The organism is Acidovorax sp. Root402 (assembly GCF_001425125.1).
Lineage (GTDB): Bacteria > Pseudomonadota > Gammaproteobacteria > Burkholderiales > Burkholderiaceae_C > Acidovorax > Acidovorax delafieldii.
Map to the genome: position 1 here is coordinate 262,829 of NZ_LMDQ01000001.1, position 13,438 is coordinate 276,266.

At 67.3% G+C, this 13,438-nt stretch carries 13 protein-coding genes; 5 read left to right on the forward strand and 8 right to left on the reverse strand.

Annotation, left to right across the window (positions count from 1 at the left end):
* Positions 1-54 precede the first annotated feature (54 nt).
* Both ASC83_RS01205 and ASC83_RS01210 read right to left on the reverse strand, forming a co-directional pair.
* The gene (locus tag ASC83_RS01205; protein WP_056056932.1) at positions 55-945 is read right to left on the reverse strand and encodes a branched-chain amino acid ABC transporter permease; all 891 of its coding nucleotides are present in this window, start codon (positions 943-945) and stop codon (positions 55-57) included.
* Positions 942-1,784 carry an ABC transporter ATP-binding protein gene (locus ASC83_RS01210; RefSeq protein ID WP_056056934.1) on the reverse strand — a complete coding sequence of 281 codons (843 nt, stop codon included), beginning with the start codon at positions 1,782-1,784 and terminating at the stop codon, positions 942-944. Before ASC83_RS01210 ends, ASC83_RS01205 begins: the two co-directional genes overlap by 4 nt.
* A 155-nt stretch (positions 1,785-1,939) precedes the next feature.
* Here ASC83_RS01210 and ASC83_RS01215 point away from each other — a divergent pair, with 155 nt between their 5' ends.
* The gene (locus tag ASC83_RS01215) at positions 1,940-2,797 is read left to right on the forward strand and encodes a TetR/AcrR family transcriptional regulator (RefSeq protein WP_056056936.1); all 858 of its coding nucleotides are present in this window, start codon (positions 1,940-1,942) and stop codon (positions 2,795-2,797) included.
* 65 nt (positions 2,798-2,862) lie between these two features.
* On the opposite strand, the gene cueR is transcribed toward ASC83_RS01215, so the two are convergent.
* Positions 2,863-3,381: a Cu(I)-responsive transcriptional regulator gene (cueR, locus tag ASC83_RS01220; RefSeq protein ID WP_056056937.1), complete on the reverse strand. Its 519-nt coding sequence runs from the start codon at positions 3,379-3,381 to the stop codon at positions 2,863-2,865.
* A gap of 36 nt (positions 3,382-3,417) precedes the next feature.
* Positions 3,418-3,624 (reverse strand): heavy-metal-associated domain-containing protein, encoded by a 207-nt coding sequence (locus ASC83_RS01225; RefSeq protein WP_056056939.1) that lies wholly within the window; start codon positions 3,622-3,624, stop codon positions 3,418-3,420.
* Between the two features lie 167 nt (positions 3,625-3,791).
* Between ASC83_RS01225 and ASC83_RS01230 the strand changes: the two genes are divergently transcribed.
* From ASC83_RS01230 to ASC83_RS01240, 3 genes are all read left to right on the forward strand, one after another.
* Positions 3,792-6,053: a cation-translocating P-type ATPase gene (locus ASC83_RS01230; protein ID WP_056056941.1), complete on the forward strand. Its 2,262-nt coding sequence runs from the start codon at positions 3,792-3,794 to the stop codon at positions 6,051-6,053.
* A gap of 118 nt (positions 6,054-6,171) precedes the next feature.
* A complete protein-coding gene (locus ASC83_RS01235; RefSeq protein WP_056056943.1) occupies positions 6,172-7,839 on the forward strand; it encodes a methyl-accepting chemotaxis protein in 1,668 nt (555 codons plus the stop codon).
* Positions 7,840-7,993: 154 nt separating this feature from the next.
* Entirely contained in the window at positions 7,994-8,581 is a 588-nt protein-coding gene (locus ASC83_RS01240) for a hemerythrin domain-containing protein (protein WP_056056944.1), read from the forward strand.
* A gap of 104 nt (positions 8,582-8,685) precedes the next feature.
* Here ASC83_RS01240 and ASC83_RS01245 read toward each other — a convergent pair whose 3' ends face one another.
* Complete coding sequence (locus ASC83_RS01245) at positions 8,686-9,789, reverse strand: alkene reductase (protein WP_056056946.1); 1,104 nt, start codon at positions 9,787-9,789, stop codon at positions 8,686-8,688.
* 172 nt (positions 9,790-9,961) lie between these two features.
* Between ASC83_RS01245 and ASC83_RS01250 the strand changes: the two genes are divergently transcribed.
* The gene (locus ASC83_RS01250) at positions 9,962-11,188 is read left to right on the forward strand and encodes a YbfB/YjiJ family MFS transporter (RefSeq protein ID WP_056056948.1); all 1,227 of its coding nucleotides are present in this window, start codon (positions 9,962-9,964) and stop codon (positions 11,186-11,188) included.
* A gap of 8 nt (positions 11,189-11,196) precedes the next feature.
* Here ASC83_RS01250 and gstA read toward each other — a convergent pair whose 3' ends face one another.
* From gstA to ASC83_RS01265, 3 genes are all read right to left on the reverse strand, one after another.
* Positions 11,197-11,805, reverse strand: a complete 609-nt coding sequence (gene gstA / locus ASC83_RS01255) for a glutathione transferase GstA (protein WP_056056950.1) — start codon at positions 11,803-11,805, stop codon at positions 11,197-11,199.
* A 116-nt stretch (positions 11,806-11,921) separates the two neighbouring features.
* Positions 11,922-12,695: a class II aldolase/adducin family protein gene (locus ASC83_RS01260; protein WP_056056952.1), complete on the reverse strand. Its 774-nt coding sequence runs from the start codon at positions 12,693-12,695 to the stop codon at positions 11,922-11,924.
* A 248-nt stretch (positions 12,696-12,943) separates the two neighbouring features.
* On the reverse strand, positions 12,944-13,399 hold the full coding sequence (locus ASC83_RS01265) for a carboxymuconolactone decarboxylase family protein (RefSeq protein WP_056057668.1): 456 nt from the start codon (positions 13,397-13,399) through the stop codon (positions 12,944-12,946).
* Positions 13,400-13,438 lie beyond the last annotated feature (39 nt).

Below are 13,438 nucleotides of genomic sequence, written 5' to 3' on the forward strand. Positions count from 1 at the left end.
GCCCCCTTGGGGGGCAGTGAATACACGAGGTGATGAACGTGGGGGTTCATGTTTTTACAGTCTCTCGATTTCGTGGGTGCCGAACAGGCCGTAAGGCCGCACCAGCAGCACGGCCACCAGCACGATGAACGTGGCCAGCAGCTTGTATTCGCCGCCCAGGTAGGCCCCGGCCAGCGCCTCGATCAGGCCGATGAGGATGCCGCCGACGAGCGCGCCCAGCACGCTGTCGAGCCCGCCCACGATGACGACCACCAGCACCGACAGCCCGAACACGCCCATGCTGGACGAGATGCCGCCAATCGAGCCAACGATGATCCCGGAGATGGCAGCCAGCATGGCCGAGGCCACCCAGGCCAGCGAAAACACGCGCGGCACGTTGATGCCCACCGAATACGCAGCCGCCTGGTCGCTGGCCGTGGCACGCAGGGCCACCCCGCCGCGCCAGAAGCGGAACACCACCAGCACTGCCGCGATGAACACGATGGCGATCACGGCGCCCCAGAACACCTTGGGTGCCAGGAATGCGTCCCCCACCATGATGGGCTGCGTGGGCATGAAGTCGGGCAGGCGGCGCTGGTCTGCCGTCCAGATCATCTCGACCAGGCCCACCAGCACCGAGGCCAGGCCCACGGTGACCATGAAGACGGAGATCGGCGGCTCGCCCAGCAGCGGGCGGATCATGGTGCGCTCGATCACCGCGCCCAGCAGGCCCGTGCCCAGCACGGCGGCGGGGATGGCCAGCCACAGCGGCAGCGCAAACATCGATGCAAAGGTGAAGAACAGGTACGCACCCACCATCAGCAGCTCGCCAATGGCAATGTTGACCACGCGGGTGGCCTTGTAGACCATGACGAAAGCCAGTGCGGCCAGTGCGTAGAGACCGCCACCGGCGATGCCGGTGAGGCTGATCTCAAACAGGTAGGCCCAGTCGAAGTTGCCGGTCATGCGGTGGTCACTCCCTGCAGCTTGGCACGCAGGTCGCCCACGTCGCCCGCGCCCAGGTAGGCGCGGATGACCTCGGGGTCCGCCTGCACCTGCGCGGGCGTGCCCTGCGCGATGACCTGGCCGAAGTTGAGCACCACCACGTGGTCCGACAGGTCCATCACCATGCCCATGTCGTGCTCCACCATCAGCACCGTCACGCCCCACTCCTCGCGCACGTCGAGGATGAAGCGCGCCATGTCTTCGGTCTCTTCACGGTTCATGCCGGCCACGGGCTCGTCCAGCATCAGGATCTGCGGCTGCATGGCGAGGGCCCGGGCCATCTCCACGCGCTTTTGCAGGCCGTAGGGCAGGGCCGAGACGGGGGCGTGGCGGATGTGGTCGATTTCGAGGAAGTCGATGATGCGCTCCTCGACTTCGCGGCGCAGTTCGGCCTCTTCGCGTCGGGCGCGGCCGAAGTACAGCAGCGCGTCGAGCACGTTGGTTTTGAGGTGCGCGTGGCGGCCCAGCTTGATGTTGTCGAGCACCGTCATGCCGCGAAACAGCGCGATGTTCTGAAAGCTGCGGCCCAGGCCCAGCTTGGCGCGCTGCGGCGCGGGCACGCGGGTGATGTCCTGCCCCTGAAAGCGGATCGAGCCCTGGCTGGGCCGGTAAAAGCCCGAAATGGTGTTGAACAGCGAGGTCTTGCCCGCACCGTTGGGGCCGATGACGGCGGTGATGGAGCCGGGCTGCACGTCAAAGCCTACGCCGGTCAGCGCCTTCACGCCACCGAACGCCAGGGTCACGCCCTGCACCTGCAGCAGGGGCGTGGCAGCAGCGGGGCCGGAAGGGGTTGTCTCCATTGGCTTTCTAATACGGGTTGACTGCAGCTTTTGACAGAAATTTCGATGGAACCCAGCGCAAATTTCCTACTTGTGCGTAAACTGTTTACTCGCAAGTAGATTCTGGAAGCCGCGACCCTCATCAGCATCCGTACTTTCCCGAGGAACTGCCATCCATGCCCCACGCCAAAGTGGCACCCCGCCGCCGCAGCGCCACCGCCACCGCCGCAGCCCCGTCTTCGCCACCCACAGCCAAGCGAGCCACGCCGGTCAAAGCGGCCAAGCAGGCCAAGGCCACGGCCGCCCAGACCGCAGCCGCTTCTCCCTGGCCCCCGGTGTCGCACCGCGAGCGCCAGCGCGAGGCCAAACGCAATGCCGTGCTGCAGGCAGCGGCCCAGCTGTTCAACGAACGCGGCTTTCACGCCACCTCGCTCGACGACATCGCCGCGCGCCTGAACGTGACCAAGCCCACGCTGTACTACTACGTGAAGAACAAGGACGAGATCCTGCTGCAGTGCGTGAGCAAGGGGCTCACGATGATGCTGGAGGGGATTGACGCCTCGCGCGCTGCGGGCGGCAAGGCCATTGACCAGCTCATGACCTGCATGCAGGTGTACGCGCGCATCGTCACCATGGACTTCGGCATGTGCCTGATCCGCGTGGGCGACGAGCAGCTGCCCCCCGAAAGCCGCAAGGAGCTGCGCCGCCTCAAGTCCGCCATCGACCAGGAGTTCCGCCGCCTCGTGGCCGAGGGCGTGGCCGAAGGATCGCTGCAGCCCTGCGATCCGAAGATGACGGCCTTTGTGATTGCCGGAGCGCTCAGCTGGATCGGCCGCTGGTACCAGCCAGATGGCGAATACACGCCCGAGCAGGTGGCGCAGCAGTGCATTGCGACGCTGTGTGATGGGGTGCTGCGGCGGCCTGGGCAGACTCCGGTGTCAACCGCCGAGGCGGGGACTGCACCGGCGCTGCCAGCACGCCGAAAGGCCGCCGTTGGCAAAGCCAAACCCCCTGCGCGGTCGGCGGGCGCCTGAAGGGCTTGGCAGCGCAGGTTTCAAGCAAAAACTGCTCCAAGCCCTAGTGGAATATGCGCAAACAGCTATTGATTTGGTAGTGTTTTGCGCAAGGCCCGGGGGGCGTGTTGTTCTGCCTGCCCGGAGGCCAGATCGTCCAGGATGGGGCAGTCCGGCCGGTCGTTGCCCTGGCAGCAGGACACCAGCGTTTGCAGGCTGCGCTGCATGGCCTGCATCTGGGCGATGCGTTCGCTCAGGTCGTCAATATGCTGCTGCGCGATGCGCTTGACCTGGCTGCTGGCGCGGCTGCGGTCGTGCCACAGGCCCAGCAGTTCGGCGATTTCTTCCATCGAAAAGCCCAGGTCGCGGCTGCGGCGGATGAAGTGCAGGGCGTGCACGTCGGCCTCGGTGTACTGGCGGTAGCCGCTGTCGGTGCGCGTCACGCCGTTGATGAGGCCCAGCGATTCGTAGTGCCGCACCATGCGCGCCGAGATGCCTGCGCGCTTGGCAGCGACGCCGATGGGCACAGGCCAGGCGATGGGGCGGGGTGCTGCGGCCTTGGCGCGCGTGGTCGGCGCGGCATCTGGGGAATGGGGCGTGGTCATGGTGTGGCCCTCGCTGGGTGCGTGGTGGCGTGGCGCTCAGGCCGCGACGGTGTAGCCTTCTTCGGCAATGGCGGCGGCCAGGGCCTCGCGGGGGGCGGTGCTGTCCACGTCCACCTTGCCGCTGGCGCGGTCGATGCGCACCTGGGCGTCGGGATCTATCTGCTGCACGGCCTGGGTGACGGCGCGTTCGCAGTGGCCGCAGGTCATGCCCTGCACTTGGAAAGTCGTGGTGGTGGTTGCCATGGGGTGTCCTTGTTGGGTTTGGAAATGTGGCCGTGGATGCGACCGAAGCGAATGTTGAAGCTTGACATCGTGGCAGAGTCAAACACCGCTCAAGACACTCATGATGTGAGGGTTGATCAATATCAATGCTTGACCTTGCCATCACGTCAAGGATCAGCATCCCGGCCATGAACACCATCACCACCCCCCTCAACACCGCGCCCGGGTCTGTGCACTCGCTGGACCTGGGCATTTCTGGCATGACCTGCGCAAGCTGCGTGGGCCGTGTGGAGCGCGCGCTGCGCAAGGTGCCGGGCGTGCAGGAGGCCTCGGTCAATCTGGCGACCGAGTCTGCGCGCATTGCCTTTGTCACGCAGGTGGGCGCTGATGCTGCGGCCATGGAGGCGGTGCTGCGCCGCGCGGTGCGCAATGCGGGCTACGAGCCGCGTGCGGCGGGGCAGGAGGATGCTCCGGAGGACTTGTCGCCCTGGGCCGGCTTTTTACCTGTGGGCATTGGCCTGCTGCTGTCGGCGCCGCTGGTGCTGCCCATGATCGGTGACCTGTTCGGCCAGCACTGGATGCTGCCGGCCTGGGTGCAGTTTGTGCTGGCTACGCCGGTGCAGTTCATCCTGGGGGCACGGTTTTACAAGGCGGGCTGGCATGCGGCCAAGGCGCTCAGCGGCAACATGGATTTGCTGGTGGCGCTGGGCACCAGTGCGGGCTGGGGCCTGTCGATGTGGCTGTGGCTCACGGCGCCCTCAGACCACCCGGGGCATGTGCCGCACCTGTACTTCGAGGCTTCGGCCGTGGTGGTCACGCTGGTGCTGCTGGGCAAGTGGCTGGAGGCGCGCGCCAAGCGCCAGACCACGGCGGCCATCCGTGCGCTGCATGCGCTGCGGCCCGATGTGGTGCATTTGCTGACCAAGCAGGGCGAGGTGGATGTGCCGGTGTCTGAGGTGCTGGTGGGCGATCAATTGGTGGTGCGGCCTGGCGAGCGCATCCCCGTCGATGGCACGGTGCACGAGGGCCACACGCAGGTGGACGAATCCATGCTGACCGGTGAGCCCTTGCCGGTGGCGCGCGATGTGGGCGCGGCGCTGACGGGTGGATCGATCAATGGCGATGGCCGCATCGTGATGGCGGTGACGGCCGTGGGCGCCGAGACGGTGTTGGCCCAGATCATCCGGCTGGTGGAAGACGCGCAGGCGGCCAAGGCGCCCATCCAGCGGCTGGTGGACCAGGTGTCGGCCATTTTTGTGCCGGTGGTGCTGGTGGTGGCGCTGGTGACCCTGGCGGGCTGGCTGGCCATGGGCGCGGGGCTGGAGGCGGCGCTGATCCACGCCGTGGCCGTGATGGTGATTGCCTGCCCCTGTGCGCTGGGGCTGGCGACGCCCGCGGCCATCATGGCGGGCACAGGCGTGGCGGCCAAACACGGCATCCTGATCAAGGACGTGCAGGCGCTGGAGCTGGCCCACAAGGTGGACACGGTGGCCTTTGACAAGACCGGCACGCTGACCGTGGGCCAGCCCCGGCTCACGGCGTTTGAGGTGGTGCCCGGCCTGGATGACAGCGCGGTGATGGCGGCGGTGGCCGCTGTGCAAAGTGGCAGCGAACACCCACTGGCGCGCGCAGTGGTGGCGGCTGCGGGCGAGCGGCAGATCCACGTGGTCACCGCGCAGGACGTGCGCGCCGTGCCCGGGCGCGGCACCGAGGGCGAGGTGGACGGCCAGAGCTACCTGGTGGGCAGCCTGCGCTGGATGCAGGAGCTGGGGGTGGCACTGGGCCCGTTGTCAGACCGCGCGGAGGCGTTGCAGCGCGAAGGCGCCACGGTGTCCGCCGTGGCCCAGCGGGTCACGGAAGGGTTGGCGCTGCGGGCATTGATGGCCTTTGGCGACGAGCCCAAGCCGGGCGCGCGCGAAGCTTTGGCGGCGCTCAAGGCGCGTGGCATCCGCACCGTGATGATTTCGGGTGACAACCGCGGCGCGGCTGAGGCCATGGCCCGGCGCCTGGGGCTGGACCCCGACGCGGGCGAGGTGATGGCCGAGGTGTTGCCGGGGGACAAGGCGGCCAAGGTGGCTGCGCTGCAACAGGGCGCTGACGGCAAGCACCACCATGTTGCGATGGTGGGCGACGGCGTTAACGATGCCCCGGCGCTCGCTGCTGCTGATGTGGGCATGGCCATGGGCAACGGAACGGACGTGGCCATGCATGCAGCGGGCATCACGCTGATGCGCGGCGACCCGATGCTGGTGGCGGCGGCGCTGGACATTTCGCACCGCACGGTGATGAAGATCCGCCAGAACCTGTTTTGGGCGTTTGCATACAACGTGGCGGGCATTCCGCTGGCGGCGCTGGGTTACCTGAACCCGGTGGTGGCGGGCGCGGCCATGGCGCTGAGTTCGGTCAGCGTGATGGCGAATGCCCTCTTACTCAAGCGGTGGCGCATGTGATAAATACGTACAGCACGGTCATCGATGTCTGGCAAACTGCAACGATTTGTTGCGAATCCGTCGCCTCGGGGGAGGTGCGGCGACCGCATTGGCATAGCTATATCAAGGACGACAGATCATGAATCTCTTCTCGCTCATGCGGCAGTTCACCATACGTTTGCGCATGTTGGGTGCCATTGGCGTGGTGCTGGGCCTGCTGGGGCTGCTGGGGGGCGCGGGCATGCTGGGCATGTTCCGCATCCACAACATGAGTCAGGACTTCATGGACCACTCGTTCGCCGAGGTGGGTTACATGGCCGAACTGCGGGGCGAGATGGGTGCCATCCGCCAGTTCGAGAAGGACATGATCATTGGCTACGAGAAGCCCGAAGCCGTGAAGGCCGCGTATGCCAAGTGGGTGGAGAGCCAGGACAAGGCCAAAAAGATTGCCAACAAGTTCCTGGAAGGCGAGGAGGACTCTGACAACCCGGTGGTGCGCAACATCGTCAAGCGCCTGGACAGCTACCGCGAGTTGTTTGCGCACGTGGCGCGCCAGCTGGAGGCGGGTGGCTATGACACCGCCACCATTGCCAACCGCATGAGCGGCAAGGCCGTGGCGGAGTTTGCCGAGGCCGACAAGCTGATGGCCGAGCTGGACTCGGTGCTGCGCGCGGAGGTGGCCAAGTCGGTGGCGCAGCAAAGCGAAGTGTCCAACCAGACCAAGTGGCTGTTTGTGCTGGCGGTGCTGATCACCGTGGTGGTGGTGGTGCCCACCACGCTGATGAACATGAACTCCATTTGCAAGCCGCTGGAAGACGCACGCAAGATGGCCCAGGCGATTGCGGGCGGCGACCTGTCGCAGCACATTGCTGCCGAGGGCAAGGACGAAGTGGCCGATTTGCAGCGCGCGCTGCGCGACATGCAGCAGGGCCTGAGTGCGCTGGTGGCGCAGGTGCGGGATGCCAGCGGCAACATCGCCACGGCCAGCCAGGAGATCGCCACGGGCAACCAGGACCTGTCGCAGCGCACCGAGCAGACGGCCAGCAACGCGCAGGAGGCCGTGTCCTCGCTGTCGCAGCTCACGTCCACGGTGCAGCAGACGGCATCGTCGTCGCAGATGGCAAACCAGCTGGCCGCGTCGGCCTCGCAGATGGCCACACACGGTGGCGGCGTGGTGCAGCAGGCCGTGGCCAGCATGCATGAGATTTCGACATCGAGCCGCAAGATCGGCGACATCATCGGCCTGATCGACTCCATTGCCTTCCAGACCAACATCCTGGCGCTGAACGCTGCGGTGGAAGCTGCCCGTGCAGGCGAGCAGGGCCGGGGCTTTGCCGTGGTGGCCAGCGAGGTGCGCAGCCTGGCGCAGCGCAGCGCAGCGGCGGCCAGCGACATCAAGGGCCTGATCCAGAGCAGCGTGACGGCCGTGGACGGCGGCGTGCGCCATGTGGAAGAAGCCGGCACGGCCATGAAGGACATCGTGAGCAGCGTGCAGCGCGTGGGCGACATCATTGGCGAGATCACGGCGGCTGCGTCCGAGCAGTCGGCTGGCATCGGCCAGGTGAACAGTTCGGTGGGCGAGATCGACCGCATGACGCAGCAGAACGCGGCGCTGGTGGAGGAATCCGCCGCAGCCGCCGAGTCGTTGCGCGAGCAGGCCGCGCGCCTGTCGCATGTGGTGCAGCAGTTCCGCCTGGCCGAATCTGCAGCCGGCTACGGCCACGGCGGTGCGGTGGCCGCACCGTATGCAGGGCATCAAACCCAGGCGCTGGCAACAGGCGCCGCGCAGGCGCGCCTGACGCACTGACCGCACCAGGCCTTTTCTTCCGATGAGCCCCGCAGGCTTGGTCTGCGGGGCTTTTTTGTGGGCAGAGCTGCCCGGCGGTTTATTGACCTGCGTCATGGGCGCACCCGTGCACGCGTGGCACCCTTGGGGCCTTGTTGAACCTGGGGAGTGCGCCATGCCGTCGATCAGTCTGCGAACCATTCGCGAGGAGCATGCGTCGCTCGCGGCGGTGCTGCACTCGCTGCGCCTGATGCTGGACCAGGGCCCGGGCGACGAGCCCGCCGCGTTCTTTGACGTGATGCGGGCCATGCTGTTCTACATCGACGAGTTTCCCGAGCGCCAGCACCACCCCAAGGAGTCGCAGTGGCTGTTCCCCAGGGTGGCCGAGCGCTCGCCCCAGGCGGCCGAGGCCATCGCCCAGCTGGAGCGTGACCATGAGGGCGGTGAGGCCGCCGTGCGCGAACTGCAGCACCTGCTGCTGGGCTGGGAGCTGATGGGCGACGCGCGCCGCGAGGCGTTTGCGCTGGCGCTGGAGCGCTACATCCGCTTTTATCTGGAGCACATGCGCCTGGAAGAAACCGTGGTGCTGCCCGCCGCGCAGGAGACCCTGCAGCCGGGCGACTGGACCGCCATCGACGCGGCCTTTGCCAGCAACACCAACCCGCTGGCCCCGGGCAAGCCGCGCGACGCGGCCTATGACCGGCTCTTCACCCGCATCGTCATGCGGGCGCCCAGTCCGATCGGGCTCGGCTCACCCTCCTGAGCGACTGCGCCGTTTGGTGCTGACTGCGGCAGGCGACCGCTGGCTCGCGCAGCGGCAGCTGCAACCGGTGCGGCCCCATGGGGCCGTTCCGGCGCGGTGCAGACTCAGGCGCTGAGCGCCGGGTAGTCCGTGTACCCCTCGGCCCCGCCGCCGTACAGCGTGGCGCGGTTCACCTCGTTGAGCGGTGCGTTGGCTTTCAGGCGCGCCACCAGGTCGGGGTTGGCGATGAAGGGGCGGCCAAAGGCCACGATGTCGGCACCGTTGGCCAGGGCGGCATCGGCCAGCTCGCGGGTGTAGGCGTTGTTGACCATCCATGCACCCTTGCCACCCGCCGCACGGTAGGCGGCCTTGAGGGCGGCGTAGTCAAACGGGCGACCTTCCACCTCGCGCGGGCCACCGGTGGCGCCTTCGATGATGTGGATGTAGGCCAGGCCCAGCGGGCCCAGATGGCGCACCACGTGGTCGAACAGGGGCTGTGGGTCGGCGTCCACGATGTCGTTGGCAGGGGTGACGGGCGACAGGCGGATGCCGGTGCGGCCGCCGCCGATTTCCTCGACGATGGCGCGGGTCACTTCGAGCAGCAGGCGGGCGCGGTTGGCAATGCTGCCGCCGTAGTCGTCGGTGCGCTGGTTGGCACCGGTCTTGAGGAACTGGTCGATCAGGTAGCCGTTGGCCGCGTGGATTTCCACACCGTCAAAACCCGACGCAATGGCGTTGCGCGCGGCGTGGCGGTAGTCCTGCACGATGCCGGGGATCTCTTCGGCGTCGAGTGCGCGGGGCATGGAGGTGGGGGTGAAGGTGGGCACGCCGTCCTTGATGAGCACGGTCTTGGTGTTGGCCTGCACGGCCGAGGGTGCGACGGGTGCGGCGTTGCCCGGCTGCAGGTCGGTGTGCGAGACACGGCCCACATGCCACAGCTGCACCACGATCTTGCCGCCGGCATCGTGCACGGCGCGGGTCACCTTCTTCCAGCCGTCCAGCTGCTCGGTGCCGTACAGGCCGGGCACATCGGCATAGCCCTGGGCTTGCGGGCTGATGGCTGTGGCCTCGGAAATGATGAGACCGGCACTGGCGCGCTGCGCGTAGTAGGTGGCGACCAGGTCGGTGGGGATGGCCTCGGGCGAGCGGTTGCGCGTGAGCGGCGCCATGGCAATGCGGTTGGCCAGCTGGAGGTCGCCCGCGCGGGTGGGTTCAAACAAAGAGGTCATGTTGAAGGTGTCCTGTAGAGGTACGTGCAAACAAAGCAGCCTTGCAGCTTAATGCTGCAGCGCAAAACGTGCAGCACACTGGCGTCTACAAGGGCTCCGGTTTTGTGTTAACCGAGTCGCTCAAGCCCGTCACGTCTGCAGCACCGTGGCCGTTGCATGAGAATGAAAGGCCATGCCCTTGCCACCGCCCCCCGCACCGTTCCCTGTCTCCCCGTTGCGCAGCCTGTGGCTTGCCGTGGCCCTGTCGATGGGCGCCGCCATCTCGCTGGGCATCACGCGGTTTGCCTATGCCCTGTTGCTGCCGCCCATGCGCGAAGACCTGGGCTGGTCGTACACGCTGGCAGGGGGCATGAACACGGCGAACGCGCTGGGCTACTTGCTGGGCGCTCTGGCCACACCCTTTCTGTTGCGGCGCGCAGCCCCTGGGGCGGTGCTGCTGGTGGGCGCCGTGATGGCCACGGTGTTCATGGGCCTGAGCGGGTTTTTCACGCAGGCAACGCCCTTGTTGGCGCAGCGCCTGCTGGCCGGTGGGGCCAGTGCGCTGGTGTTCATCGCCGGGGGCTTGCTCGCGGCGCGGCTGGGTGCGCAGGTGCCGGGGCGCAGCGGTTTGCTGCTGGGCCTGTACTACGGCGGCACGGGCTGGGGCATTAGTCTGTCGGCGCTGCTGGTGCCTGCGGTGCTGGGCGTGGCGCCTGCGCCGCATGGCTGGACCTGGGCCTGGTGGGCGCTGGCGTTGGCCTGCCTGGCAGCCACGCTGGCGCTGCTGTGGCCGGCGCGGGTGTTGAGCGGGCTGGCTGCACCTGTGGCGGCTGCATCCGGGACCACACCGGCGGCTGCAGTGCCCGACCGCGTGCGCTGGCGGGCGCTGGCCCCTGCGCTGCTCGGCTACGGCCTGTTTGGCGTGGGCTACATCGGCTACATGACCTTTGTGGTGGCGCTGCTGCGCGAGCAGGGCCGGGGTGCGGGCGAGGTGACGCTGTTCTACGCCCTGCTGGGGCTGGCCGTGGTGCTGTCGTCGCGCATCTGGGCCGGGCTGCTGGACCGCAGCCGGGGTGGCGAGGCGCTGGCGCGCCTGAATGCGCTGCTGGGCGTGGCCACCATCCTGCCTGCCGTCACGGGCTCGTGGCCGGTGGTGCTGGGCTCGGGGCTGCTGTTTGGCGGGGTGTTTTTGTCCGTGGTGGCATCGACCACGGCGCTGGTGCGGCACAACCTGCCGCAGGCGCTCTGGGCCAGTGGCATCAGCGCGTTCACCATCGTGTTTGCGGCCGGGCAGATCGTGGGGCCCACGGTGGTGGGCTGGATCGCCGACGGGCCTGGAGGCCTGGCGCGCGGGCTGGTGTTCTCGGCCTGCGCGTTGTGGGTGGGGGCGCTGGTGGCGTGGCGGCAGCGCCCCTTGTAGCCCTGGCCCTACTTCAGCAGGCCTTCGGCCTTCATCGCGGCTTGCACTGCGGGGCGGGCACCCACGCGTTCACGGTAGGCCGCCAGGTTGGCCAGGCCGGAGATATCGAGCTTGGTGGGCTGGGTCCAGTTGGTCACGGTGAACAGGTAGCCGTCGGCCACGGTGAACTGGTCGCCCATCAGGTACTGCTTGCCGGCGAGCTGGCCATCCACCCACTGCAGGCGTTGCAGCAGGCGCTCGCGCACCATGGGCTTGTATTCCTCGGGGGTGGCGGGGTTGAACAGGGGGCTGAAGCCCTTGTGCAGCTCGGTGCCGATGAAGGTCAGCCACTCTTGCAGGCGGTAGCGCGCCAGGGTGCCGTTGGCGGGGGCGAGCTGCTTGTCGGGCACCTGATCGGCAATGTATTGCACGATGGCCGGGCCTTCGCGCAGGCGCTCGCCATTGTCCAGCTCCAGCACGGGCACGTAGCCCAGCGCATTGATGGTGTAGTAGTCGGTGCCGTCCTGCAGCTTGTGGCTCTTGGTGCTGGCCAGCACGGGGGTGTAGGCCAGGCCGGCCTCTTGCAAGGCGATGTGGGGGGACAGGGAGCAGGCGCCGGGGGAGTAGTAAAGCTTCATGGATCGGTCCTTGAAAACGGTCGGAAACCGCCGATCCTATGCGCTGCGCCGGATTCTTGCAGGCGCCGGGGCGCAACCCCGGCGCCCGCCGCGTGGTGCAGCGGGGATGGGTCGTGTCAGCTGTCGTATCCGGGCAGGTCGCGCTGTACCTTGCGCAGCAGCGCGGGCCAGGCAAAGGCGCCGCCCAGGCCGCCGGTCTGCACGCGCATGGCCTGGGCCACGCCGGTCACGATCTGCGGGTTTACCTGCGTCAGTTCGCCCCCGGCCTGCGCGTCGATCTGGATGCGGCAGGTGTTCTCGAAGGTGTACATGGACAGGAAGGCGTCGGCAATGGTCTTGCCCACCGTCAGCAGCCCGTGGTTGCGCAGCATGAGGAAGTTGGCTTCGCCCAGGTCGGCCTGCAGGCGCGGCTTTTCTTCGTCGCGGAAGGCCACGCCTTCGTACTCGTGGTACGCCAGCGAGCCCAGCACAAACGTGCTTTGCTGGCTGATGGGCAGCACGCCGCCCTTTTGCGCGCTGACGGCCACGCCGGCGCGCGTGTGGGTGTGCAGCACGCAGCCCGCCTCGGGCCGGGCCTCGTGCACGGCGCTGTGGATCACGAAGCCGGCAGGGTTAACGGGGAAGGGCGAGTCGTGCAGCTTGTTGCACAGCATGTCCACCTTGATCAGGCTCGACGCCGTGATCTCGTCGAACATGAGGCCGTAGGGGTTGATGAGGAAATGGTGCTCGCCCGGGCCTGACACCGACTCGGGCAGCTTGGCGCTGATGTGGGTGAAGACCAGGTCGCTCCAGCCGTACAGCGCGACGAGCCGGTAGCACGCGGCCAGGTCGCAGCGCAGCTGCCATTCTTCAGGGCTGACGCTGCCTTGCAGCGAGGGGATGTTGAGCATGGGTGGGTGTCTCCGGTGTTGTGGGTGGGAAGACACCACTGTAGGGCGGGGCGGTGGCTGGGTCTGTCAGGCAGGCTACACCCGTAGCCATGTGTCGGGTGCCTTGTGCTTCACTATTGATAGCAAAAGAGGCATGACTCACTAGCGCTATCGGCCATTTCGACGCGAATTTCTGGTGCACGGCGCCCGCAGCGGGCCCTACGGGCCGATGTCCCCTTCACCGGCCCGTACCCCTCATCGGCCAGCGCTCAGCCGGCCTGTGGAATCGGTGCGCGCATGCCCGCGTTCAGCAGGTTCCAGGCGTTGATGATGGCGATGGCAAAGCCCAGGTCGGAAATCTCGGCGTCGGAGAACAGGGCCTTCAGCTTGGCGTATTCGTCATCGCTCGCGTCGCTGTGGGGTGTGGCGGTGATGATCTCTGCCCAGCGGAAGGCGGCGCGTTCGCGTTCGCTGAAGAACGGTGCCTCGCGCCAGCCAGCCACAGCGTTGAGGTGGCGCGGATCGGCGCCGTCCTTGACGAGCGCGCTCCAGTGCATGTCCATGCAGTAGGCGCAGCCGTTGATCTGCGAAACACGCAGGAACACCAGCTCGGCCAGCCGGGTGCCCAGCGGGCCTTTCTTGATGGTTTCAGAGACGTTGACCAGGCCCATGAAGGCCTTGGACGACAGTTGGTGGTAGGGCAGGCGGGCGCTGTGTTGCGACATGGAAATCTCCTGGGTGATGGCAAAGGGTTGTTGATGACG

What these genes read in the sequence shown, in the direction of transcription:
- ASC83_RS01225 (WP_056056939.1), bottom strand. Translation starts at nt 3,624, where the DNA reads ATGGCAACCACCACCACGACTTTCCAAGTGCAGGGCATGACCTGCGGC.
- ASC83_RS01215 (WP_056056936.1), top strand. Translation starts at nt 1,940, where the DNA reads ATGCCCCACGCCAAAGTGGCACCCCGCCGCCGCAGCGCCACCGCCACC.
- ASC83_RS01250 (WP_056056948.1), top strand. Translation starts at nt 9,962, where the DNA reads ATGCCCTTGCCACCGCCCCCCGCACCGTTCCCTGTCTCCCCGTTGCGC.
- ASC83_RS01245 (WP_056056946.1), bottom strand. Translation starts at nt 9,789, where the DNA reads ATGACCTCTTTGTTTGAACCCACCCGCGCGGGCGACCTCCAGCTGGCC.
- ASC83_RS01240 (WP_056056944.1), top strand. Translation starts at nt 7,994, where the DNA reads ATGCCGTCGATCAGTCTGCGAACCATTCGCGAGGAGCATGCGTCGCTC.
- ASC83_RS01235 (WP_056056943.1), top strand. Translation starts at nt 6,172, where the DNA reads ATGAATCTCTTCTCGCTCATGCGGCAGTTCACCATACGTTTGCGCATG.
- gstA (WP_056056950.1), bottom strand. Translation starts at nt 11,805, where the DNA reads ATGAAGCTTTACTACTCCCCCGGCGCCTGCTCCCTGTCCCCCCACATC.
- cueR (WP_056056937.1), bottom strand. Translation starts at nt 3,381, where the DNA reads ATGACCACGCCCCATTCCCCAGATGCCGCGCCGACCACGCGCGCCAAG.
- ASC83_RS01265 (WP_056057668.1), bottom strand. Translation starts at nt 13,399, where the DNA reads ATGTCGCAACACAGCGCCCGCCTGCCCTACCACCAACTGTCGTCCAAG.
- ASC83_RS01230 (WP_056056941.1), top strand. Translation starts at nt 3,792, where the DNA reads ATGAACACCATCACCACCCCCCTCAACACCGCGCCCGGGTCTGTGCAC.
- ASC83_RS01205 (WP_056056932.1), bottom strand. Translation starts at nt 945, where the DNA reads ATGACCGGCAACTTCGACTGGGCCTACCTGTTTGAGATCAGCCTCACC.
- ASC83_RS01210 (WP_056056934.1), bottom strand. Translation starts at nt 1,784, where the DNA reads ATGGAGACAACCCCTTCCGGCCCCGCTGCTGCCACGCCCCTGCTGCAG.
- ASC83_RS01260 (WP_056056952.1), bottom strand. Translation starts at nt 12,695, where the DNA reads ATGCTCAACATCCCCTCGCTGCAAGGCAGCGTCAGCCCTGAAGAATGG.